This is a genomic window from Arthrobacter saudimassiliensis (assembly GCF_059090665.1).
Genome location: NZ_JBNHFX010000005.1, coordinates 74,313 through 96,771, shown reverse-complemented (window position 1 = coordinate 96,771; position 22,459 = coordinate 74,313). Strand labels below are relative to the sequence as shown.

Sequence of the window (22,459 nt, the reverse complement as noted above, 5' to 3'; positions counted from 1 at the left end):
AGTATGGCTGAACGCCGGGAGGACGGTTCGCTAGGCTGGGCCCATGAGCCTGACCCCGAGCCGCGAAGACTTCGACCTTGCCGCCGACCTGGTCCGTGAAGCCGGGCAGCTTGCCCTGCGCATGCGCGGGAGCGGACTGGACGTCCAGCAGAAAACCTCCGTATCCGACGTCGTCACCGCCGCGGACCATGCGGCGGAGAAACTCATCGTCGAGAGGCTGCGCGCGCTGCGCCCCGAGGACGGCATCGTGGGCGAGGAGGGTGCCAGCGTACGCGGCAGCTCCGGCCGGTCCTGGGTGATCGACCCGGTGGACGGCACCTACAACTTCTCCGCCGGCTCCACCTACTGGTGCTCGGCGCTCGCCCTGCGCAGCGACGACGCCGCCCCGCTCGACGGCGACCCCGAGGTCCTGCTCGGCGCCGTCTACCAGCCGCAGGAGGAACGGCTCTACCTCGGCGGCATCGGCCGGCCGGCCACCCTCAACGGCGGCGCCCTGGTGATGGACGACGCCCCCCTGGACCGGATCTCGGCCGGCAGCTACCTGCACCCCACCTGGCTGCCGCGTCCCGAGGTGGCAGGGCCGTGGACCCGCGCCGCCTCGCGGACGGCGACCATCCGGATGCTGGGCTCGGGCTCCTGCGACCTGGGATCGGTGGCTTCCGGCCGGCTCGGCGCCTGGTTCCAGCACAGCTGCCCGGAATGGGACTGGCTGCCGGGGAAGGCGATCGTGCTCGCCGCCGGGGGAGCCACCGACGTCGTCGAGGTCAACGGCTTCCGCTGGCACATCGCCGGCGGCCGCGCCGCGGTCCGGGAGATCCGCAGCGCCCTGGTGGGCTGAACGGCGCCGCGCCGGTTCCGCCCAGCAAAGCGTCAGGGGCAGCGCCTAGACTTAAGCCCACCATGGACTTTCTCTTCGATCCCTACTTCGCCGCGCCCGCCAAAGACGATCCCGAGACCAAGGATGCCCGGCGGGCCAAGGGCGGCGGCCCGGCCGGGGGGAACCCTGCGGACGGCGGGCCCTCGGCCGGCCGTGCCGGCTCCGGCGGGCACCGCGTCGACGAAGCCCGCGCCGCGGAGCTGCTCGAGGGGTTGAACCCCCAGCAGGAGGAGGCGGTGAAGCATGCCGGCTCGCCGCTGCTGATCGTGGCCGGAGCCGGTTCCGGCAAGACCCGCGTCCTGACCCACCGGATCGCGCATCTGCTCGCCACCGGGCGGGCCCGGCCCGGGCAGGTCCTGGCCATCACCTTCACCAACAAGGCCGCCGCCGAGATGCGCGAACGGATCGAGGCCCTGATCGGCCCGGCCGCGCAGAGCATGTGGATCTCCACCTTCCACTCCTCCTGCGTGCGGATCCTGCGCCGCGAGGCCAAGGCCGTGGGCATGAACTCCAATTTCTCCATCTACGACTCGGCGGACACGCTGCGGCTGATCACCCTGGTGGCCCGCGGACTGGACCTGGATCCGAAGAAGTTCACGCCCAAGGCCATCGCGAACAGGATCTCCACGCTCAAGAACGAACTGATCGACGACGAGGCCTTCGCAGCCACGGCGAACCTCTCCGACCCGTTCGAAACGGCCGTGGCCGAGGTCTACCGCGGCTACACCGAGCGCATGCGCCAGGCCAACGCCTACGACTTCGACGACCTGATCGCCCAGACCGTGTACATGTTCCGGGCCTTCCCCGGCGTGGCCGAGTACTACCGCCGGCGCTTCCGGCACGTGCTGGTGGACGAATACCAGGACACCAACCATGCCCAGTACGCCCTCGTCCGGGAACTGGTCGGCGCCGGTGCCCCCGCCGCCGAGGAAGCAGGGAACGACGGCGAGCCGGTCCCGCCGGCCGAACTGACCGTCGTCGGCGACTCCGACCAGTCCATCTACGCCTTCCGCGGCGCCGATGTGCGCAACATCAATGACTTCGAAAAGGACTACCCGCAGGCCCGGACCATCCTGCTGGAACAGAACTACCGCTCCACGCAGACCATCCTGAATGCGGCGAACGCCGTGATCTCCCGCAACCCGAACCGGCCCGAGAAAAAGCTCTGGACCGCCGAGGGCGCAGGGCACCGGATCATCGGCTACGTGGGCGAGAACGAGCACGAAGAGGCCCGCTTCATCGCCGAGGAGATCGACCGGCTGCAGGACGAGGAGAACCTGCGCCCGGGCGACGTCGCGATCTTCTACCGCACCAACGCCCAGTCCCGCTCCCTGGAGGACGTGCTGGTCCGCGTGGGCCTGCCGTACAAGGTGGTCGGCGGCACCCGGTTCTACGAGCGCAAGGAGATCAAGGACGCCCTGGCCTACCTGCGCGTGCTGGTTAACCAGGACGACGTCGTGAACCTGCGCCGGATCCTCAACGAACCCAAGCGCGGCATCGGCGACCGGGCCGAGTACGCCGTCGCGGCCCTGGCCGAACGCGAACGGGTGTCCTTCATGGCCGCCCTGCGCCGCGCCGACGAGGCGCCGGGCCTGGCCACCCGCTCCCTCAATGCGGTCAACGGCTTCGTGAAGCTGATCGACGACCTCGCCGAGGTGGCGTCCGGCTCCGGCGCGTCCGCCGCGCTGGAGGCCGTGCTGGAGCAGACCGGCTACCTGGCGCAGCTGCGCTCCAGCGGCGATCCGCAGGACGAGTCCCGGGTGGAGAACCTGGCCGAGCTGGTCGCCGTCGTGCGCGAATACGAACGGGAGAACCCCGAGGGCACCCTCGAGCAGTTCCTGGAACAGGTCTCCCTGGTCGCCGACGCCGACCAGGTGCCCGACGCCCCCGCCGACTCCGCCGAGGAGGTCGCGGCAGCCGTGGAGGAATCCAGGCGGCAGGGCGTGGTCACCCTGATGACCCTGCACACCGCCAAGGGCCTGGAATTCCCGGTCGTCTTCCTCACCGGCATGGAACAGGGCATCTTCCCGCACCAGCGTTCCGCCACCGACCCCGCCGAGCTGGCCGAGGAGCGCCGGCTCGCGTACGTCGGCCTCACCCGGGCCCGGCAGCGGCTCTACCTGACCCGCTCCGAGGTGCGCAGCATGTGGGGCCAGAGCCAGTACAACCCCGCGAGCCAGTTCGTCGGCGAGATCCCCGCCGACCTGATCGAGTGGAAGCGCGAAGGCATGGACCGCCCGGCCTGGGGCGGCGGCGGGTCCATCTCCTCCACGGGCAGCCGCTACGGCGGCTCCTGGTGGGGCGCCGGGAACAGTGCCGCAACCGGCGATCCGGTGCCGCCGGTGGCCAAGGCCAAGGCCATCGGCCGGGTGCAGCCGCAGAAGGAAGTCATCTCCGTGGTGGTGGGGGACAAGGTCAACCACAACAGCTTCGGGCACGGCGTGGTCCTCTCCGTGGAAGGCAGCGGCGACAAGACCGTGGCGAAGGTGAAGTTCGACGCCGGCGAGAAGCGGCTGCTGCTGCGCTACGCCCCGCTCACCAAGGAATCCTGAGCAGGGGGCGCGCGCCCATATCGCAAACCCCGTATTTTCTACAAACCATAGAACTGTGCCCTTGATCACTAAACGGGTACTCTGGGGACCGTGCCGGAGTGCGGGCGGTAAAGTTCCCAAGGGGCAGGCCCGCGGTCACGCACCTGCTTCTCGATCGCGAGATCGACGTAAACCTACTTCGACGTAGAAGGACACTAGCCCGTGGACCTGTTTGAATATCAGGCGCGCGATCTGTTTGAGGCGCACGGAGTTCCCGTGCTGGCCGGCATCGTGGCGCACACTCCTGAAGAAGCGAAAGCCGCAGCGGAGAAGATCGGCGGCGTCGTTGTCGTCAAGGCCCAGGTCAAGGTGGGCGGCCGCGGCAAGGCCGGCGGCGTGAAGGTCGCCAAGACCGCGGACGAAGCGTTCGACCACGCGTCCAACATCCTCGGCATGGACATCAAGGGCCACACGGTCAAGAAGGTGATGATCGCGCAGGGCGCTGACATCGCAGAGGAGTACTACTTCTCCGTCCTGCTGGACCGCGCCAACCGCAACTACCTGGCCATGTGCTCGGTCGAGGGCGGCATGGAGATCGAGCAGCTCGCCGTCGAGCGTCCCGACGCCCTCGCCAAGGTCGCAGTGGACCCGGCCGTGGGCATCGACGCCGCCAAGGCCGACGAGATCGTCGCCGCCGCCGGCTTCCCCGAGGAGCTGCGCGGCAAGGTCGCCGAGACCATCATCAAGCTGTGGGACGTGTTCACCAAGGAAGACGCCACCCTGGTGGAGGTCAACCCGCTGGTGAAGACCGGCGCCGGCGACATCGTCGCCCTCGACGGCAAGGTCTCCCTCGACGAGAACGCCGCCTTCCGCCAGCCCGGCCACGAGGCCCTGGAGGACAAGGACGCCGCCGATCCGCTCGAGGCCAAGGCCAAGGCGAACGACCTGAACTACGTCAAGCTCGACGGCGAAGTCGGCATCATCGGCAACGGCGCGGGCCTGGTCATGTCCACCCTCGACGTGGTCGCCTACGCCGGCGAGAAGCACGGCAACGTGAAGCCGGCCAACTTCCTGGACATCGGCGGCGGCGCCTCCGCCACCGTCATGGCCGCCGGCCTGGACGTCATCCTCAACGATGAGCAGGTCAAGAGCGTCTTCGTGAACGTCTTCGGCGGCATCACCGCCTGCGACGCCGTCGCGAACGGCATCGTCAAGGCCCTGGAGATCCTGGGCGACGAGGCCAACAAGCCGCTGGTCGTCCGCCTGGACGGCAACAACGTCGAAGAGGGCCGCCGCATCCTCAACGAGGCCAACCACCCGCTGGTCACCCTCGCCACCTCCATGGACGAAGGCGCCGACAAGGCAGCCGAGCTGGCCAACGCCGCCCGCTGACCCGAGCCTGCCTGAAGCAGAAAAGAGAATAGAACCATGTCTATCTACTTGAACAAGGACTCCAAGGTCATCGTTCAGGGCATCACCGGCGGCGAAGGCACCAAGCACACCGCCCTGATGCTCAAGGCCGGCACCAACATCGTGGGTGGCGTGAACGCCCGCAAGGCCGGCACCACCGTCACCCACGGTGACGTGGAGCTGCCCGTCTTCGGCACCGTTGAAGAGGCCATCGAGAAGACCGGCGCCGACGTCTCCATCGTCTTCGTGCCGCCGGCCTTCACCAAGGACGCCGTGATGGAGGCGATCGACGCCGAAATCGGCCTCGTCGTGGTCATCACCGAAGGCATCCCGGTGCAGGACACCGCCGAGTTCTGGGCCCACGCCCAGTCCAAGGTCGACGCCGACGGCAAGCAGATCACCCGCATCATCGGCCCGAACTGCCCCGGCATCATCACCCCCGGCGAAGCGCTGGTCGGCATCACCCCGGCCAACATCACCGGCAAGGGCCCGATCGGCCTGGTCTCCAAGTCCGGCACGCTGACCTACCAGATGATGTACGAGCTGCGTGACCTCGGCTTCTCCACCGCCATCGGCATCGGCGGCGACCCGGTCATCGGCACCACGCACATCGACGCCCTGGCCGCGTTCGAAGCCGACCCCGAGACCAAGGCGATCGTGATGATCGGCGAAATCGGCGGCGACGCCGAAGAGCGTGCCGCCGAGTTCATCAAGGCCAACGTCACCAAGCCGGTCGTCGGCTACGTGGCCGGCTTCACCGCTCCGGAAGGCAAGACCATGGGCCACGCCGGCGCCATCGTCTCCGGTTCCGCGGGCACCGCCCAGGCCAAGAAGGAAGCCCTCGAGGCTGCGGGCGTCAAGGTCGGCAAGACGCCGTCCGAGACCGCCACCCTGCTGCGCGAGGTCTACGCCGCCCTCTAAGGCAGCTGCGCCCCGCGAAAAGGACCCCCGCACGGAATCCGTGCGGGGGTCCCTTTTTCGCATGGGGGCCTTTCGCATGCTGCCCGCTGCGGCTGCACCGCGCGGCGGGGCGGTGCGTGGCGGGGCGGCTTAGTGCCCGAACTCGTCGGAGTCGGTGAGCGGGGCGGCCGGATCGGCCAGCGCATCGATGGCCGCGACCTCCCCGGCGTCCAGCGCAAAGTCGAAGACGTCCAGGTTTTGCCGCATCCGCTCCGGGTTGGCCGACTTGGGGATGGCGACCAGGCCGTGCTGCACGTGCCAGCGCAGCACCACCTGGGCGGCGGTCTTGCCGTACTTGTCCGCCAGGCCGGTAAGCACGGGTTCGGCCAGCAGGTCCCCGCCGCGGCCGATGGGGCTCCAGGACTCGGTGACGATGCCGCTGCCTGCGTCAGCTGCGCGGACGTCGTCGCGGGGCCGGTAGGGGTCGAGGTGCACCTGGTTGACGTCGGGCACCAAACCCTCGGCCAGCAGCCGCTGCAGATGGGCGGGCTTGAAGTTGGAGACTCCGGCGGCCCGGATCAGTCCTTCCTCCAGCAGCTCGCGCATGCCGGCGAAGGCCTCGACGAAGCGGTCCTGGTCCGGATTGGGCCAGTGGATGAGCAGCAGGTCCACATATTCGGTGCCCAGCCGTTCCACGCTGCGGCGCAGGGCCTCACGCACGCCGTCGCGGCTGTGCCACTTCCGGTTGAACTTGGTGGTGACGAACGCCTCGGACCGGGCGATCCCGCTGCGCCGGATCCCCTCGCCGACGCCGCGCTCGTTGCCGTAGTTTTCGGCGGTGTCGAAATGCCGGTAGCCGAGGTCGATGGCCGCCTCAACGGCGGCTGCGGCTTCGGCGTCGTCCATCGGCCAGGTGCCGAGGCCGATCTGCGGAATCTCCGCGGAGCTGCGCAGCTGAAGCGTGGGGGCGGGCTGTACCATCCGGTGCCTTTCCGGGCCGGGCCGTTCAAGGCGAAGCCGGCCCGACGGCGGCGGGCGGGTGCAGGCGCCCGGCCCGCCGCCGTCGTGGTTGTGTGCGGTCAGGTTATGGAACTACAGGGTAGTCCGCGACGGTGGGCAGCGTGATGGCGGCGGTGAAGCTGGTGTGCGCCGTAACGGTGGGCGGGGCGTAGACCGTCGAGGCGGGGGTCAGCTGCAGCGCCAGCCGGGTGCCCGGGGACACCGTGTGCGAGATTTCCTCCAGCGGGATGGTGATGGTGCGTTCGACGCCGTCCAAAATAAGCGGCACCGGAGTGACCTGGTTGCCGGCCACCAGGGACGCCCGGGACCGGTCGATGATCTGTGCGTAGACGTGCGTTTCGGCGGTCCGCCCGGTGCCGCGGTAGGTCAGGGTCAGCTGCGGCGCACCGAACACCGAGGTGGTGACGGCGGGCGCCCCGATCGGCACGTTCACCGCGGACGGCGCCCACGCGGCGGCGACGATGCCGCCGCTGACGGCCGCCGGGCTGAGCAGCAGCGAGCCCTTCCCGGTGCCGGTCAGCGCGCCCGCGGGCTGCGGGTAGGCATCGGCGGCCCGGGTCACTCCGAGCTGGTCGATGAATTCGAATCCGGGCCCGGTGTCGACGGCCCGGCCGTCGAGGTGCCTGCCGAACCAGTCCAGCGTGGCCTGGGTGATGCGCTCAGGCCCCGCGGTGGCCGAGCACAGGCCGTGGCCGCCGCAGAACTGCAGCATCTTCACCTCGGTGCCCGCGCTGCGGATCAGGTCATAGTTGCGGGTGGCCTCGTCCTGGGGGAACAGCGTGTCCACGGTGCCCTGGATGATCAGGGTCGGGGCGCTGATCGAGCTGAACAACGCGTCCGAGGTGAGCCCGGCGAAGTAGTCCACGGAGGTCTGGCTCAGCTTGTACGGGTAGTTCAGGCCCTCCCGGCACGCCTGCCGCACCGGAGCCGCCAGGGCGCCGTGGTTGCCGACCAGTGAACCGAGCTGGCCCGATACGGTGCCCTGCAGGCAGAGCAGCGAACCCCAGCCCTTCTTGAAGGCCCCGTCCTGGTACAGGCTGGTGGTCAGGTCGTTCCAGGCGATGGTGGGGGCGATGGCGTCCACCCGGCTGTCCCGGGCGGCGAGGACGAACTGGATGCCGCCGCCGTAGGAGGCTCCCGCCATGCCGAGCACGGGATCACCGGGGGCGTCGAGCGCGGCTTCGGGTTGGCCGGCGATGAAGTCGACGAGCATCTGCGCATCCCGGCCCTCGAACTCGGGGTGGTTCACGTACGCTTCGCCGCCGCTGTAGCCGAACCCGCGCGGATCCCAGGTGAGCACGTTGTAGCCGGCTTCGCGGAGCGGGCCGAGGCCGATCGAGCCGATCAGGGCGCTGGTGGCCGAGTCCGGGTTCCGTCCGCCGGGTGAGCCGAAGCCTGGACCGACCATGACGGTGGGTGCCTTCTCTTCCGCCGCCAGGCCCGCTGCCGGGAAGAAGTTGGTGTGGATCGGGGTGCCGTCAAAGGACGTCAGCACGACGTCGGTGCGGGCTGCGGGCGGCGGCGCCGCCTCGGCGGGGGCGGGGGGAACTGCTTCGGTGACCGCGGCGGCGCCTGGCGCTGCTGCGAGGAAGGATCCCAGCAGCAGCGCCGCGGCAAGCGCGGAGCCCAGGGCTTTGTTCATGGCTGACCTCGTTGTCATGGACCGGATGCTTGGTTACCGTTCGGTAACTTTTGCAGGAGCCTACGAGTTCGGGCCAGCCCTCAACAAGCCCCGGGGCGGGCTTTCAGCGCAAAGGACGGGCTATTCGTCCCTGCCTGCTGGTTCCGGTGTACCCGGGCGGGTATCCTTCGCCGGTGCCTTCCCGGAGGCGTCAGGGCCGCCGTCGGAACCGGCGTCGGACGTCGCCGCCGCGTCAGGCGGCGAGGTGACCAGGTTGAACGGTTCCCCGTTGTGCTCCTCGACGCCGCTGCGGATGGCCCGCTCGACCACGGACAGCGCGAGTTCGCGCCGCAGCGCCCGCGGGTCCCGGGACAGGTCCTTGTACAGCGCCACGCACAGCAGCAGCATCACGATCGCGAAGGGCAGGGCCGCGACGATGGTGATGTTCTGCAGCCCGTCCAAGGCCTCGGACGGTTCGTCACCGCCGGCGAGCAGCATCACCGCCGCCACCGCACCGGTCAGCAGGCCCCAGAAGACCACGACGCCGCGGGAGGGCTTCTCGCTGCCGTTGGAGCTGAGGGTGGCCATCACCAGTGACGCGGAGTCCGCGCCGGTCACGAAGAAGATGGCAACGAGGACCATGGCGAGGACCGATACCGCCGCGGCGAGGATGTTCGGCAGCGGCAGCGCGTCCAGCAGCGTGAACAGCGCGCCGTCGAACGAGATGCTGAGCTCGCCGTCGGCCATGGTGGCCAGGCCCTCGGCGCCCGAGGCCTCGGCCGAGCGCTGCAGGCCGATGGCGCCGCCGCCGAAGATGGAGAACCAGACGAGGCTGACGGCCGTGGGGACCAGCAGCACGCCGGTGACGAACTGGCGGATGGTGCGGCCGCGGCTGATCCGGGCGATGAACAGGCCCACGAACGGGGTCCAGGACAGCCACCAGGCCCAGTAGAAGATGGTCCAGGAGGAGAGCCACTCGCGCAGGGCGTCGCCGCCCACGGCTTCGGTCCGTGCCGCCATTTCCGCCATGTCGGCGGCGTAGCTGCCCAGCGCGGAGGGAAGGACGTTGAGGATGAACAATGTGGGTCCGGCGACGAAGACCACCAGGGCGAGGACGACGGCCAGGACCATGTTGATGTTGGACAGCCACTGGATGCCGCGGGAAATCCCGGACAGGGCGGAGGCCACGAAGCAGGCGGTCAGGACGGCGATGATCGCGACCAGGATGGGGGTTCCGACGTCACCCAGCCAGCCGGTGGACTGGATGCCGCTGCCGATCTGCAGCGCGCCCAGGCCCAGGGAGGCGGCAGTGCCGAAGAGGGTGGCGAAGATGCCGAAGATGTTCAGCACCTTGCCCACCGGCCCCTCGACCGTCCGCTTGCCGAACAGGGAGGTGAAGAGCGAGGAGATGAGCTGGCTGCGGCCCAGCCGGAAGCTGCCGTACGCCATCGCGATGCCGATGACGCCGTACATGGCCCAGGGGTGCAGGCCCCAGTGGAACATGGAGGTGGCCAGCGCCGTCTCGATCGCCTCGGCGGACTGGCCCTCGACGGTGCCCGGCGGCGGGGAGAGGTAGTAGTAGAGAGGCTCGGCCACGCCGTAGAACATCAGGCCGATGCCCATGCCGGCGGCGAACATCATGGAGATCCAGGACCAGGTCCGGAACTCCGGTGCCTCGCCGTCCCGGCCCAGCGGGATGCGGCCGAAACGGCCCAGGGCCAGCCACAGGACGTAGAGCACGAAGAAGGACGCCAGCAGCACGAACAGCCAGCCGGTGTTCTCCATGACCCAGTTCAGGGCGGCGGTGGAGGCGCTGCCGAGCCCCGAGCTGTCCAGGAAGCCCCACAGGATGAAGGCCAGGGTCAGGACGCCGGCCACTGCGAAGATGGTCCGGTCGAGCTTCGCCGGGGTCGCTTCGTCCTGCTGCGCCGCCACTTCGGCCTCGCTCTCGAGCAGCTGGCCCAGGATCTCCTGGTCGCGCTCATGCCCGGCGGGAGTGTCCGCAGCGGGATCGTGCCGCGCGGATTCCGCCGCGGGGTCGCTGCCCGGCGTCGGACTTTCGAGGGAGGGGTCGTTGATGGTCCCCAAGGTGATGCCTCCGTTCACGTGGAAAAGGGCTGCCTGCAGCGTGCTGTTCGAGCAGACGGAGGATCCCTCGGGCCCGGCACCGGTGGGACCAGCCCTGCCGGGCGGCAGTGAGAGGGCTGGGGACTGGCAGTGATCCTTCGTGCAGGCGGCCCTTTCTCCGGTTGACATGGAATCGCTTCAAGACTTCAACGCGCTCATGGACAAGTCAAATTCCGGATGATCCTGCGGAACCGGTCACAGCGGCGTGGTGGAGGCGGGGATTCCGCGGGACTGCCGGCCCCGGCTGCACCCCGCCGCGGGGCGCCGGCCGACCGAGCCCGCTGCGGGACCCGATATGGTGGAAAGCCCGGCCGGGTGCCATCGACGCTGCCCGGAACCGGGGAAGTCCGCACGGCGGCTGCCGACCAGGCGATGAGCCGTGCCCAAAGGAGATGAAGATGCTGAAGAAGAACGCCTGGCGGAAGGCAGCTGCCGCCGCCATGCTGCTGCCGCTGCTGGCCGTGGCCGGCTGCTCCGGCAGCGGCGGCCGGGCCGCCGCTGAAGCCGAGGCCGCCGGCGGCGGACAGGTCGCCAACACACCTGAAATCACTGTCGCGCTGATCACCCACGCGGGCCCGGGGGACACCTTCTGGGACATCGTGCGCAAGGGCGCCGAGGAAGCCGCAGCCAAGGACAACGTCGACCTGCTGTACAGCTCCGACCCCGACGGCGGCCGGCAGGCCCAGCTGGTGGAGCAGGCCATCGACCAGCGGGTGGACGGGATCGTGGTGACCCTGGCCAAGCCGGAGGCGCTGTCGTCCGCCGTCCGGAAGGCCGCCGACGCCGGGATCCCGGTGGTGAGCATCAACGCCGGCGAAGATGTTTCGGCGGGGCTCGGTGCCTTCACCCACTTCGGGGCCGACGACCGGCTGGCCGGGGAAGCAGTGGGGCAGCGGCTTGTGGAGGAGGGCCTTGAGCGGCCCATCTGCGTGATTCATGAACAGGGCAACGTCGGCCATGAGGCCCGCTGCGCCGGCGTGAAGCAGGTCATTCCGGAGACCGAGAACCTGTACGTCCAGGGCACCGACATGACCCAGGTTGCCTCCACGGTTACCGCCAAGCTGCAGACCTCGGCCGACATTGACGCCGTGATCGGCCTGGGTGCACCGTTCACCCTGACCATAGCCTCCGCGGTCCGCGAGACCGGCCACGCGGCGAAGGTCGCCTCGTTCGACCTGAACCCGGAGCTGGCGCAGGGCATCGCCGACGGTTCGGTGCTGTTTACCGTGGACCAGCAGCCCTGGCTGCAGGGCTACGGGGCGGTCGAGGCGATCTGGCAGTACACCCGCGGCGGGTTCCAGGTCGGCGGCGGGCAGCCCGTGCTGACCGGGCCGGCCATCATCGACGGTTCCAACGCCGGCGAGGTCCTGGACCACGCCCGCGACGGCATCCGCTGAACCGCCGGCGAAAGGAGAGCCCATGTCGCATGCAACAATGATCCGCCCGCCCGCGGCGCCCGACGGCGGAGGACCGGCCCGCCGGAAGAGCCTTCCGGTCCGCCTGCTCGGCCGCCCCGAATTCGGAGCCCTGGTAGGCGCGGTCGCCATGTTCGCGTTCTTCGCCGTCGTCGCCCCGACCTTCCTGCAGCCGGGGTCCTTCGCCACCGTGCTGTACGGTTCCTCGACCATCGGAATCATGGCGGTGGCCGTGTCGCTGCTGATCATCGGCGGCGAGTTCGACCTCTCGGCCGGCGTCGCCGTGATCAGTTCGGCCCTGACCGCATCCCTGTTCAGCTGGTACTTCTCGCTGAACCTGTGGGTGGGCGTGGGCCTGGCGCTGGCCGTTTCGCTGGGCATCGGTTTCCTGAACGGCTGGCTGCTGATCCGCACCAAGCTGCCGTCCTTCGTGGTCACGCTGGCCACCTTCCTGATGCTTACGGGCCTCAACCTGGGCCTGACCCGCGCCGTCGGCGGCAGCGTGTCGTCGCCGAGGATCTCCGACATGGACGGGTTCGCCTCGGCGAAGGCGGTCTTCGCCTCCTCGGTGACCCTCGGCGGCGTGGAAGTGAAGATCACCGTGTTCATGTGGATCGCGCTGGTGGCGGTGGCCTCGTGGGTCCTGCTGCGCACCCGGGCGGGGAACTGGATCTTCGCCGCAGGCGGGGACGAGGACGCGGCCCGCGCCGTCGGCGTCCCGGTGGCCAGGACCAAGATCGCGCTGTTCATGGCCGTTGGCTTCTGCGGCTGGCTGCTGGGCCTGCACAACCTCTTTGCCTTCGAGACGGTGCAGTCCGGCGAGGGCATCGGGAACGAGTTCCTGTACATCATCGCCGCGGTGATCGGCGGCTGCCTGCTGACCGGCGGTTACGGTTCGGCGATCGGCGGAGCCATCGGCGCGTTCATCTTCGGCATGGCCAACAAGGGCATCGTGTACGCCGAGTGGAACCCGGACTGGTTCAAGTTCTTCCTCGGCCTGATGCTGCTGCTGGCCACGATCGTCAACCTTGTCGTGAAACGGCGTGCGGAGGAAAGCAAATGAGCGCCACCCCTGAACACGCGGCCGCCCGGGACGGGGTCCCCGCCGCCGCTGCCGGCGACGACGCCGGGCTGCTGAGCCTGCGCGGCGTCGGCAAACGCTACGGCAACATCCACGCCCTCGGCGGAGTGGACCTGGATGTGGAGGCCGGGCGGGTCACCTGCGTGCTGGGCGACAACGGCGCCGGCAAGTCCACGCTGATCAAGATCATGTCCGGGCTGCACCGCCACGACGAAGGCACGCTGCTGGTGGGCGGGGAGGAAACAACCTTCACCTCTCCGCGCAAGGCGCTCGACGCCGGCATCGCCACCGTGTACCAGGACCTGGCCGTGGTGCCGCTGATGCCGGTCTGGCGGAACTTCTTCCTCGGCTCCGAGCTCACCGTGGGCGCCGGGCCCTTCAAACGGCTCGACGTGCGGCGGATGAAGGAGATCACCCGGACCGAACTGGCCGGGATGGGCATTGACCTGCGGGATCCGGAGCAGCCCATCGGCCAGCTGTCCGGCGGCGAGCGGCAGTCCGTCGCCATCGCCAGGGCGGTGTACTTCGGGGCGAAGGTGCTGATCCTCGACGAGCCCACCGCGGCGCTGGGCGTCAAGCAGTCAGGCGTGGTGCTGCGCTACATCCTCCAGGCCCGGGACCGCGGGCTGGGCGTGGTGTTCATCACCCACAACCCGCACCACGCCTACCCGGTGGGGGACCGGTTCCTGCTGCTCAAGCGCGGCCGGTCGATCGGCTACTACACCAAGGACGGCATCAGCCTGGACGACCTGACCACGCAGATGGCCGGCGGTGCGGAGCTGGAGGAGCTGGCCCACGAGCTTGAGCAGCTCGGCGGCCACGGCCAGGAGGCGGCCGACATCCGCCGGGCGGCGGCGGCCGGCTGAGCCCGAAGGCGGCGCCGCCGTCGGGCTCAGCCGCTAGCCGACGGCGACGCCGAAGACCAGGCCCAGCGCGTACGTCACGCCGGCTGCGCCGAAGCCGATGGCCAGCTGGCGCAGCCCGCGCAGCAGCGGGGAGGTGCCGGAGAGCAGGCCGACGACGCCGCCGGTGAACAGCAGCGCCAGCCCGACCAGGACCAGGGACACGACGACGGCGGTCATGCCGGTCAGCCCGAACAGATACGGCAGCACGGGCACGATCGCTCCGGAGGCGAAGAAGCAGAAGCTGGACACCGCCGCGCCCAGCCCGGTGCCGACCTCTTCGTACTCGTCCGCGGTGTCCCCGTCCTCGGGGTTCAGCGAGAGGCTCGGATCGCAGTCGCAGCTGAACAGGCCCATGCGCTCGGCGGCGCGGTGCTCGGCGGCTTCCTTGCTCATGCCGCGCGCCCGGTAGATGAGCACCAGCTCGTTGGCGTCGATGTCCAGGGACTTGGCCGCGGAGAGGGTGATCTGCGTGGGCTTCGAGGCGTCCAGCAGCTCCCGCTGCGAGCGGACCGAGACGTACTCTCCGGCCCCCATCGACAGCGCCCCGGAGAGCAGCCCGGACAGGCCGCTGATCAGGATGAACGTGCTGGACACCCCGGTGGCGCCGATGCCCATGATCAGCGCCAGATTGGAGACCAGGCCGTCATTGGCTCCGAACACCGCGGCCCGGAAGTTGCCGGAGAGCCGGGTGCGCCCCCGGGTGGCCAGGCCGCGGATGACCTCTTCATGGATCTGTTCGTCGGCGGCCATGGCCGGGGTGGCGGAGGGGTCCCGGCTGTACGGGGAGCGGCCCTCCGCCCGCTGGGCGAGGGCCAGGACGAAGACGGACCCGAACCGGCGGGCCAGGAAGCCAAGCAGCCGGTTGCGCCAGGACGGCCGCAGCCGCTGGTCGGCGTGACCTCCGAGCAGCTTCAGCCAGTGCTCCTCATGCCGGCCCTCGGCGTCGGCCAGCCGCAGCAGGATGTCCCGCTCCTCACCCTGCCGCCGATCGGCGAGGTACCGGTAGGTTGCGGCTTCGGCCCGCTCATCGGCCAGGTACTGCCGCCAGCGGCGGATGTCCTGGGCGGAAGGCTCGGGGGAGGGCTGCTCGCCGGGCGTCGGGGTGTCGGCGGTGGGATTCACTGTGCTCCTGTCAGGGCCGGAGCATGCACGCAGGGGCTCCGGCCGGCATACGACTGCTGGCCGAAGGTCTCGCTCGCCCGCACTGCGGGTGGACTGCCGGGCCGGTCAGGCCAGTATGTCGACAGGCCGCGACGCCCCGGCGGAGCCGGCGGTGTCGGAGCTACTCCCCTTCAGCGCTCCAGTGTAGCCGAGACCGCCCGCCCGCGGGGGGAAGGCCGGGCCTTCGGAAGCGGCCCTGCGCAAACCCACAGGAGCGCCCGCTAAAGTCGAACCGTGAGCAGGAAGAACAACACCCCGCAACCGGACCCGCACCGCCCCTGGACCCGGCACTACGCCGACGGCGTTCCCGCCGCGCCGCAGCTGCCTGATGTCTCGCTCGTGGACCTGCTGGAGCAGTCCGTGCGCCGCTACGGCAGCAGCCCGGCCCTGGTTTTCTTTGACCGCAGCACCACCTACCGGGAACTCGGCGAGCAGGTCCGCGCCGCCGCTGCCGGGCTGCGCCGGCTGGGCGTCAGGGCCGGCGACCGGGTCGCCCTGGTGATGCCCAACTGCCCGCAGCACGTGGTGGCGTTCTACGCCGTGCTGCGGCTGGGAGCCGTGGTGGTGGAGCACAACCCCCTCTACACGGACCGCGAACTGCGCCACCAGTTTGAAGACCACGACGCCGTCGTCGCGATCGCCTGGGACAAGGTGGTGGACCGCCTGCAGGGCCTGCCCGAGGACCTGGCCCTGCGCAGCATCATCTCCGTGAACCTGGTGGAGGCCATGCCGCGCGGCACCCGGCTGAAGCTGAAGCTGCCCGTCCCGGCCGCCCGGAAGGCCCGCGCCGCGCTGACCGTCAAGGACAAGGTCCGGCAGGAGCCCCGCCCGGTGACCTCCTGGCGGAAGCTGCTCAAGGGCCGCCCGCTGCCGCAGCGCCACCGCCGGCCCGTGCCCGGAGACCTGGCGGTCATCCAGTACACCAGCGGGACCACCGGCCATCCCAAGGGGGCCATGCTCACGCACGCGAACCTGGCGGCGAACGCCGCGCAGGGCCGTGCCTGGGTGCCCGGACTGCGCGACGGCGGCGAGACGTTCTACGGCGTGCTGCCCATGTTCCACGCCTACGGGCTGACCCTGTCCCTGACCACCGCCATGGCGGTCGGTGCCCGGCTGGTGCTGTTCCCGCGCTTCGACGTCGACCTGGTCCTGGATGCGGCCGCCACGACCCCGCCCACGTTCCTGCCCGCCGTTCCGCCCATCTACGACCGACTGGTCGACGGGGCGCAGAAGCGTGGCATCCCGCTGAGCGGCGTGCGCTTTGCCATCTCCGGCGCCATGAACCTGCCGGTGGAGACCGTCCGCCGCTGGGAGGAAGCCACCGGAGGCCTGCTGATCGAAGGCTACGGGCTCACCGAAACCTCGCCGATCGCGCTCGGCAACCCGATGGGACCCACCCGCCGCCCCGGAACCGTCGGCGTGCCCTTCCCGCTGACCGACATCCGCGTCGTGGATCCCGAGAACCCGGACCGGGACCGGGAGCCGGGGCAGGAGGGGGAGCTGCTGATCCGCGGACCGCAGGTCTTCCAGGGGTACTGGAACCGTCCGGAGGACACCAGGGCGGCGCTGCTCGACGGCGGCTGGTTCCGTACCGGGGACATCGTGAGCGTCGATGAGGACGGCTTCGTGACGGTCCGGGACCGGATCAAAGAACTGATCATCACCGGCGGCTTCAACGTTTCCCCCTCCGAGGTGGAGGAGGCGCTCAAGCGGCACCCCTCGGTGGCCGAGGCCGCCGTCGTCGGCATGACCCGGGTGGGCGGCGGAGAAGAGGTGGTGGCCGCGGTGGTTCCCGCCGGTGAGGTCATCGACGCCGAGGAGCTGCGGGCCTTCGTCCGCCGCGAGCTGGCGGCCTACAAGGTACCCCGTAGGATCGTTCAGATACAGGACCTTCCCCGTTCGCTGATCGGAAAGGTCCTGCGCCGGCACGTCAAGGACCGGCTGCAGGACCCGCCGCAGGACCAGGACTGACAGGAGAACCCCTCTCATGGCCACCCAGCTTCACGAGCCCGCCTCCGGCGCCCCGAATCCGGGCGGCCGCGCCTGGAATGACGGGCTGGGACGGGCCGGCCTCCGCTCGGCACAGCTCCTGTTGGTGCTGCTGCTGGTCACCGTGGCCGTCTATGCCCTGACCCGGGTGACCCTGGTGGTCATTCCGCTGCTGCTGGCACTGATCCTGGCCGCCGCAATCGCGCCCTTCGTGAACTGGCTGCGCCGGCACGGCTGGCCCGGCGCGCTCGCCACCATCACCTCGTTCGTGCTGCTGCTGGTGATCTTCGGCGGCCTGGTGACCGGCATTGTCTTCGCCATCCGCAATGAGTGGAGCTCGCTGGTCGAACAGGCGGTCGCCGGATTCGACGAGCTCTACGCGCTGATCCAGTCCGGGCCGCTGGAAATCAACACCGACATGCTTGAGGATGCCCGCGACGCGGCCGTCGACTTCGCCACCTCGAGCACCGCCGGTGCCGGAGCCCTGGCCGGCATCTCCGCCGCCACCAACTTCATTACCGGCTTCCTGCTGATGGCCGTGGTGCTGTTCTTCTTCCTGAAGGACGGCGACCTGATCTGGCGGTTCATCCTGCGCTGGTTCCCCGAGGACCGCAAGGAGAAGGCCCGGCTGGCCGGCGCACGGACCATGGAGGTGCTGGGCAGCTACGTGCGCGGCACCGCGATCGTGGCGCTGGTCGACGCCGTCTGCATCGGGGCGGCCCTGTTCATCCTGGGCGTTCCGCTGGCCCTGCCGCTGGCCGTGATCGTGTTCGTGGGCGCATTCATCCCGCTGGTCGGCGCGACGGCGGCCGGCGTGCTCGCCGCGCTGATCGCCCTGGTCGCCAACGGTCCGGTGATCGCGTTGATCGTGGTGGCGGTCATCATCGGCGTGAACCAGCTCGAGGGAAACCTGCTGCAGCCGGTCGTGATGGGCCGCTCCCTGAGCATCCACGCACTGGTCATCCTGCTGGCCCTGACGGCCGGCACCATCCTGGCCGGGATCATCGGCGCGATCCTGGCCGTGCCGCTGGCCGCCGTCGCCTGGGCCGTGATCAAGGTCTGGATCGGCGAGGACCAGGGGGACCCGGCCGAGGTGGCCGAGCTGCCCGAGGAACCCGACGCCGACGCGCCGCAGGACTCGGCAGGCACGAAAAAGCCGGCCGGATTCGTGGATCCGGCCGGCGGAAACCGCTCCTGACGCCGGTGCCGGACGGGCGGGGGTGAACCGTCCGGGGGCCGGCGCCGGGAGCGGCGCCTTGGGGGCTTAGCCCCGTGTGGTCGCCGAGTCGGCGTCCGGGGTGACGCCCGGGGCCTCGGCGGCGTCGGAGTCCTCCACGCCGCGGCCGGCGAGCCGGTCCTCCCAGCCCCGCATGACGGTCTCGTCGGTGCGCGGGCTGAGCAGGGAGAGCACCACGTAGACGACGGCGGAGGCGACCAGGCCGAAGTAGATCGGCTCATTGGCGTAGATGCCGTCGTACTGCTGCTCCGCGGTGACCTCGAGGTAGATCATGGTGGCGAGGGTGACCACGGTGCCCACCGCCATGGACGCTGCGGCGCCCTGGCCGGTGCCGCGCTTCCAGAACAGGCCGCCCAGGATGGCAACCAGCAGGCCGCCGACCAGGATGTCGTAGGCGATGGTCAGGGCGGCGACCACGTCCTGGACCAGGATAGCCAGCAGGATCGACACCAGGCCCAGTCCGAGCACCCAGGCCCGGTTGCGGGCGACGTCGTGCTCCGGGTTGCCGGTGGAGGCGGCGGCGCGCTTGCCGAACCAGCCGCGGACAAACGGCACGACGTCGGCGCGGGCCACCGTGGCTGCGGCGATCAGCGAGCCGGAGGCGGTGGACATCATGGCGGCCACGGCGGCGGCCAGCACCAGGCCGCCGATGCCCACCGGCAGCAGGTTCATCGCGACGTCGGCGTAGACATCGTCCTTGGACTCGACGCCGGGCAGGACCACCGAGGCGGCCATGCCGATCAGCGCGCCGGCCACGCCGTACAGGATGCAGTAGATGCCGGCGGCGGTGCCGCCCCAGCGGGCGATCAGCGGGGTGCGGGCGGTGAAGACGCGCTGCCAGATGTCCTGGCCGATCAGCAGGCCCAGCGTGTAGACCACGAAGTAGGTGATGATGCTCTGCGCGCCGATGCCGGTGATGTTGAAGAACTCGGCGTCGACCCGCTCACGGATGCCCTCCAGCCCGCCGGCGTCGGCGAAGGTCAGGGGCAGCATCAGCGCGAACACGCCGATGGTCTTGATGATGAACTGGGCCATGTCGGCCAGGGTGATGGACCACATGCCGCCGATCGTGGAGTAGATCAGCACGACGGCGCCGCCCACGGCGATTGCCACCCAGCGCTCCCAGCCGAAGAGGACCACGAAGATGGTCGCGTAGGCGCCGGTGGAGGTGGCGCACAGCATCAGGGTGTAGGCCAGCATGACGATCGAGGACACCTGCGTCGAGGTGCGGCCGTAGCGCAGGCTGAGCATCTGCGAGACGGTGTAGATCTTCAGCTTCTGCAGCGTGGAGGCGAACAGCAGGCTCAGCAGGAGCACGCCGACGCCGATGGCGACGACCAGCCACATGCCGGAGATGCCGTACTGGTAGCCCAGGCCGACGCCGCCCACGGTGGAGGCGCCGCCGAGCACGACCGCGGCCATGGTGCCGGTGTAGAAGAAGGGGCCCAGGCGGCGGCCGGCCACCAGGTAGTCGCTTTCGTTCCGGGTGCGGGCCTTGCCCCACCAGCCGAAGGCGAGCATGCCCACGAGATAGGCCACCACGATGGCGGCGTTCAGATGTTCCATAGCGTTCCTGCCGGTAAGGGGACATAAATTGCCCCTTGGAAAACAGATGTTTACCGATACGCTAGTTCTCCGGATGGAATCCGGTCAACGTTTTCGCCCAATGTGTCCGTTCTGCAACACAGGGGCGCGGAGCCCGGAGCCGGTTCGGCACAGCGGGCTGGATATGCTCTAGGTCAGTCTCGCTGCCGCACCGTCACCGGTGCTGCTCCTCGAAAGGATCCGCCCCACCATGAAGGCACTGCCCGTTGAACCGAAGGACGAAACGGTTGCGATCGGACCGCGGATCCGGGCAGCGCGACAGGCCAGGCACCTGACCATTGAGCAGGTTGCCGACGCCACCGGCCTGACCAAGGGATTCCTGAGCCGGGTGGAACGGGACCTGACGTCGCCGTCGGTCGCCTCGCTGCTGACCCTGTGCCAGGTGTTGTCGATTTCCATCGGAGATCTGTTTAACGCACCGGATACCCAGCTTATCCGCTGGAGCGAGGCTCCGCGGATCAGCCTCGGCGGGCACGGCATCAATGAGCGGCTGGTCAGTGCCCGCACGGAACGGCGGGTGCAGGTGGTCCGCTCGGTGATCACGCCCGGCGGTGCCGGCGAGGCCGACCTCTACAGCGTGGACTGCGACGTCGAGGTCCTCCATGTGGTCACCGGCCGGCTGGTGCTCATCTTCGGCCACGCCACCATGGAACTGGGGGAGGGCGACACGGTCACCTTCCCCGGCCGGGAGCCGCACTCATGGTCCAATCCCACCGATGAGGAAGCCGTGGTGATCTGGACCCTGGTCAGTCCGGGCGTCCGCTGAGGCCGACGGTCCGGGCCGGCCGGGCTTTCAGCTCGAAGCGGCAGGCACCGCGGAGCCGGCGGCAGCGGTGAGCCGGCGCAGGTATGCGACGGCGCCGTCCAGCTCGGTGCCGGTCGAACGGTAGCCGATGTGCCCGTCAGGGCGGATCACCAGCAGCGCCGGGCGCTGGGCGCGGACCCCGAGCCGGCGCAGGGCATCGCCGGTGGTGTCCTGGACGACGCCGGGTGCCGCCGCCGCGATGGGGCTGCCGGGAACCAGCCGGTGGACGGAGAGCAGGCCGGTGAGCCGGGGCAGCTCGGCGGCCAGCCGGGCCGCGGCGCCGTCGTCCCAGCCCTGGCCGGTGAGCAGGACGTGGAAGCCGGGCGCGGCCACCACGTCGTGCAGGCGGCGGCGGGCGCCGTCGCGAAGCACTTCGGCGTCCGGCAGCCGGTCGCCCGGGCGGGGGGCTCCGGGGAACGGGAAGCCGTTGCGGTCGGTCATGTCGCTGCCGCGGTAGCCGATGCCCAGCTGCGAGATGCGGCGGTACACGGCCGAGCGCAGCGGGGTGATGCCGGTGGCGCGCGGGGCCAGCAGCGGCAGCAGCTTGGTGCGCGGCAGCTTCATCAGTGCGTTGCGGCTGGTGGCGAGGCGGAAGATCCGGTCGGTGAAGCCCAGGATGTCCTTGGCCACCGGCCGGCGTTCGGCGTCGTAGCTGTCGATCAGGTCGTCGCTGGCCAGGCCGCGGGCACCGAGGGCGAGCTTCCAGCCCAGGTTCAGGGCGTCCTGGATGCCGGTGTTCATGCCCTGGGCGGCGACCGGGGAGTGCACGTGGGCGGCGTCGCCGGCGAGGAAGACCGAGCCGTTCTGGAAGTACTCGGCGATCTGGTGCGAGAGCCGGAAGGTGCTGATCCACTGCGGGTCGCGGACGGTCACCTCGCCGTCGCTGAACCGGTCCACGATCTGCTGTAGGGACGCGGTGTCCAGCGCTGAGTCGTCACCCCGCTCGCGGATGCTGATCATCCGCCAGCCGGCCGGGCGGCCGAGGGGGAAGAGGAGCAGGAAGCCGTCCTCGGCCGGGTAGGCGTGCACGGTGTCCGGCTGCACGCCGTCGACTTCCAGATCGGCCACGACAAAGGTGTCCGGGTAGCGGCCGCCGCGGAAATCCATGCCGGCCTTGGCCCGAACGGTGCTGTCGACGCCGTCGGCGCCCACCACGTAGCGGGCCCGGATCCGCTCGATGCCGCGGTCCATGCGCTGGATCCGCGCCTCCATGCCGGCAAAGGGATCTTCGGGGTCCAGCCGCTGCAGGTCCATCAGCTCGACGCCGCGCTCCACCCGCACGCCGCGGCTGCCGAGGTGGCGGATGAGGGCCTGTTCGGTTTCGGACTGCGGCAGGAACAGCAGGTGGCCGTACTCCGTGTCCTCCAGGCCGGCGTCGTACAGGTCGACGTCGAGGTTCTCCTCGGGCAGGTGCAGCTGGAGCCGTCGGGCGGGCGTTCCGGCCGCGGCCAGCTCGGCGCTCACGCCGAAGGGACGCAGTGCCTCCAGGGTGCGCGGCTGGATGGCCAGGGCGCGGGACTCCTCCACGGGGCGCATGCGGCGGTCGAGGATCCGGAAGCTGGTGCCGTAGGCTGCCAGCTGGGCGGCCAGGGCCAGTCCGGTGGGGCCTGCGCCCACAATGAGGACGTCGACGTCGTAGGAACCTGCGGCGGTGGAAACCTGGTGGGCCATGGCCCCAGCCTAGTCTTGACGCAGACCACACTTCCACTTTAGCCTTCGACTAAACATTTGATTCCCATTAGAAAACCTGTGTTCCCCTGCCAGGGCCGGGGGAC

The 22,459-nt window shown here is 69.9% G+C and carries 16 protein-coding genes; 10 read left to right on the top strand and 6 right to left on the bottom strand.

The annotated features are described in order from the left end of the window. Positions 1–43 precede the first annotated feature (43 nt). The 4 genes from AC5RV6_RS16485 (at position 44) to sucD (ending at position 5,739) form a co-directional block, all read left to right on the top strand. A complete protein-coding gene (locus AC5RV6_RS16485; RefSeq protein WP_494008446.1) occupies positions 44–838 on the top strand; it encodes an inositol monophosphatase family protein in 795 nt (264 codons plus the stop codon). Positions 839–900: 62 nt separating this feature from the next. After that, positions 901–3,429 carry a DNA helicase PcrA gene (pcrA, locus tag AC5RV6_RS16480; RefSeq protein ID WP_494008445.1) on the top strand — a complete coding sequence of 843 codons (2,529 nt, stop codon included), beginning with the start codon at positions 901–903 and terminating at the stop codon, positions 3,427–3,429. Between the two features lie 201 nt (positions 3,430–3,630). Then, positions 3,631–4,800, top strand: coding sequence for an ADP-forming succinate--CoA ligase subunit beta (sucC, locus tag AC5RV6_RS16475; RefSeq protein WP_494008444.1), 1,170 nt, complete (start codon positions 3,631–3,633; stop codon positions 4,798–4,800). Positions 4,801–4,836: 36 nt separating this feature from the next. Then, a complete protein-coding gene (gene sucD / locus AC5RV6_RS16470) occupies positions 4,837–5,739 on the top strand; it encodes a succinate--CoA ligase subunit alpha (RefSeq protein ID WP_494008443.1) in 903 nt (300 codons plus the stop codon). A 129-nt stretch (positions 5,740–5,868) separates the two neighbouring features. Here the strand turns inward: sucD and AC5RV6_RS16465 are convergent, their stop codons facing one another. From AC5RV6_RS16465 to AC5RV6_RS16455, 3 genes are all read right to left on the bottom strand, one after another. Continuing rightward, entirely contained in the window at positions 5,869–6,699 is an 831-nt protein-coding gene (locus AC5RV6_RS16465; protein WP_494008442.1) for an aldo/keto reductase, read from the bottom strand. Between the two features lie 103 nt (positions 6,700–6,802). Further along, positions 6,803–8,398, bottom strand: coding sequence for an alpha/beta hydrolase family protein (locus tag AC5RV6_RS16460; protein ID WP_494008441.1), 1,596 nt, complete (start codon positions 8,396–8,398; stop codon positions 6,803–6,805). A 102-nt stretch (positions 8,399–8,500) separates the two neighbouring features. Beyond that, positions 8,501–10,447 carry a BCCT family transporter gene (locus AC5RV6_RS16455; protein WP_494008440.1) on the bottom strand — a complete coding sequence of 649 codons (1,947 nt, stop codon included), beginning with the start codon at positions 10,445–10,447 and terminating at the stop codon, positions 8,501–8,503. Positions 10,448–10,887: 440 nt separating this feature from the next. On the opposite strand from AC5RV6_RS16455, the gene AC5RV6_RS16450 reads away from it, so the two are divergent. From AC5RV6_RS16450 to AC5RV6_RS16440, 3 genes are read left to right on the top strand one after another with little or no spacing between them, the layout of a single operon-like run. After that, positions 10,888–11,883 carry a sugar ABC transporter substrate-binding protein gene (locus tag AC5RV6_RS16450; RefSeq protein WP_494008525.1) on the top strand — a complete coding sequence of 332 codons (996 nt, stop codon included), beginning with the start codon at positions 10,888–10,890 and terminating at the stop codon, positions 11,881–11,883. A gap of 22 nt (positions 11,884–11,905) precedes the next feature. Continuing rightward, entirely contained in the window at positions 11,906–12,964 is a 1,059-nt protein-coding gene (locus AC5RV6_RS16445) for an ABC transporter permease (protein WP_494008439.1), read from the top strand. Continuing rightward, positions 12,961–13,848 (top strand): ATP-binding cassette domain-containing protein, encoded by an 888-nt coding sequence (locus AC5RV6_RS16440; protein ID WP_494008438.1) that lies wholly within the window; start codon positions 12,961–12,963, stop codon positions 13,846–13,848. The genes AC5RV6_RS16445 and AC5RV6_RS16440 overlap by 4 nt, the downstream gene beginning before the upstream one ends. Before the next feature lie 33 nt (positions 13,849–13,881). On the opposite strand, the gene AC5RV6_RS16435 is transcribed toward AC5RV6_RS16440, so the two are convergent. Next, on the bottom strand, positions 13,882–15,009 hold the full coding sequence (locus tag AC5RV6_RS16435; protein WP_494008437.1) for a VIT1/CCC1 transporter family protein: 1,128 nt from the start codon (positions 15,007–15,009) through the stop codon (positions 13,882–13,884). A 273-nt stretch (positions 15,010–15,282) separates the two neighbouring features. Here AC5RV6_RS16435 and AC5RV6_RS16430 point away from each other — a divergent pair, with 273 nt between their 5' ends. Together AC5RV6_RS16430 and AC5RV6_RS16425 are read left to right on the top strand one after the other, a co-directional pair. After that, positions 15,283–17,019 (top strand): long-chain-fatty-acid--CoA ligase, encoded by a 1,737-nt coding sequence (locus tag AC5RV6_RS16430; RefSeq protein WP_494008436.1) that lies wholly within the window; start codon positions 15,283–15,285, stop codon positions 17,017–17,019. Between the two features lie 16 nt (positions 17,020–17,035). Continuing rightward, on the top strand, positions 17,036–18,235 hold the full coding sequence (locus AC5RV6_RS16425) for an AI-2E family transporter (RefSeq protein WP_494008435.1): 1,200 nt from the start codon (positions 17,036–17,038) through the stop codon (positions 18,233–18,235). Positions 18,236–18,301: 66 nt separating this feature from the next. On the opposite strand, the gene AC5RV6_RS16420 is transcribed toward AC5RV6_RS16425, so the two are convergent. Then, complete coding sequence (locus AC5RV6_RS16420) at positions 18,302–19,840, bottom strand: sodium:solute symporter family protein (RefSeq protein WP_494008434.1); 1,539 nt, start codon at positions 19,838–19,840, stop codon at positions 18,302–18,304. A 229-nt stretch (positions 19,841–20,069) separates the two neighbouring features. On the opposite strand from AC5RV6_RS16420, the gene AC5RV6_RS16415 reads away from it, so the two are divergent. Then, complete coding sequence (locus AC5RV6_RS16415; RefSeq protein WP_494008433.1) at positions 20,070–20,645, top strand: helix-turn-helix domain-containing protein; 576 nt, start codon at positions 20,070–20,072, stop codon at positions 20,643–20,645. A gap of 27 nt (positions 20,646–20,672) precedes the next feature. On the opposite strand, the gene AC5RV6_RS16410 is transcribed toward AC5RV6_RS16415, so the two are convergent. Beyond that, a complete protein-coding gene (locus AC5RV6_RS16410; RefSeq protein WP_494008432.1) occupies positions 20,673–22,355 on the bottom strand; it encodes an FAD-dependent monooxygenase in 1,683 nt (560 codons plus the stop codon). Between the last annotated feature and the right edge of the window lie 104 nt (positions 22,356–22,459).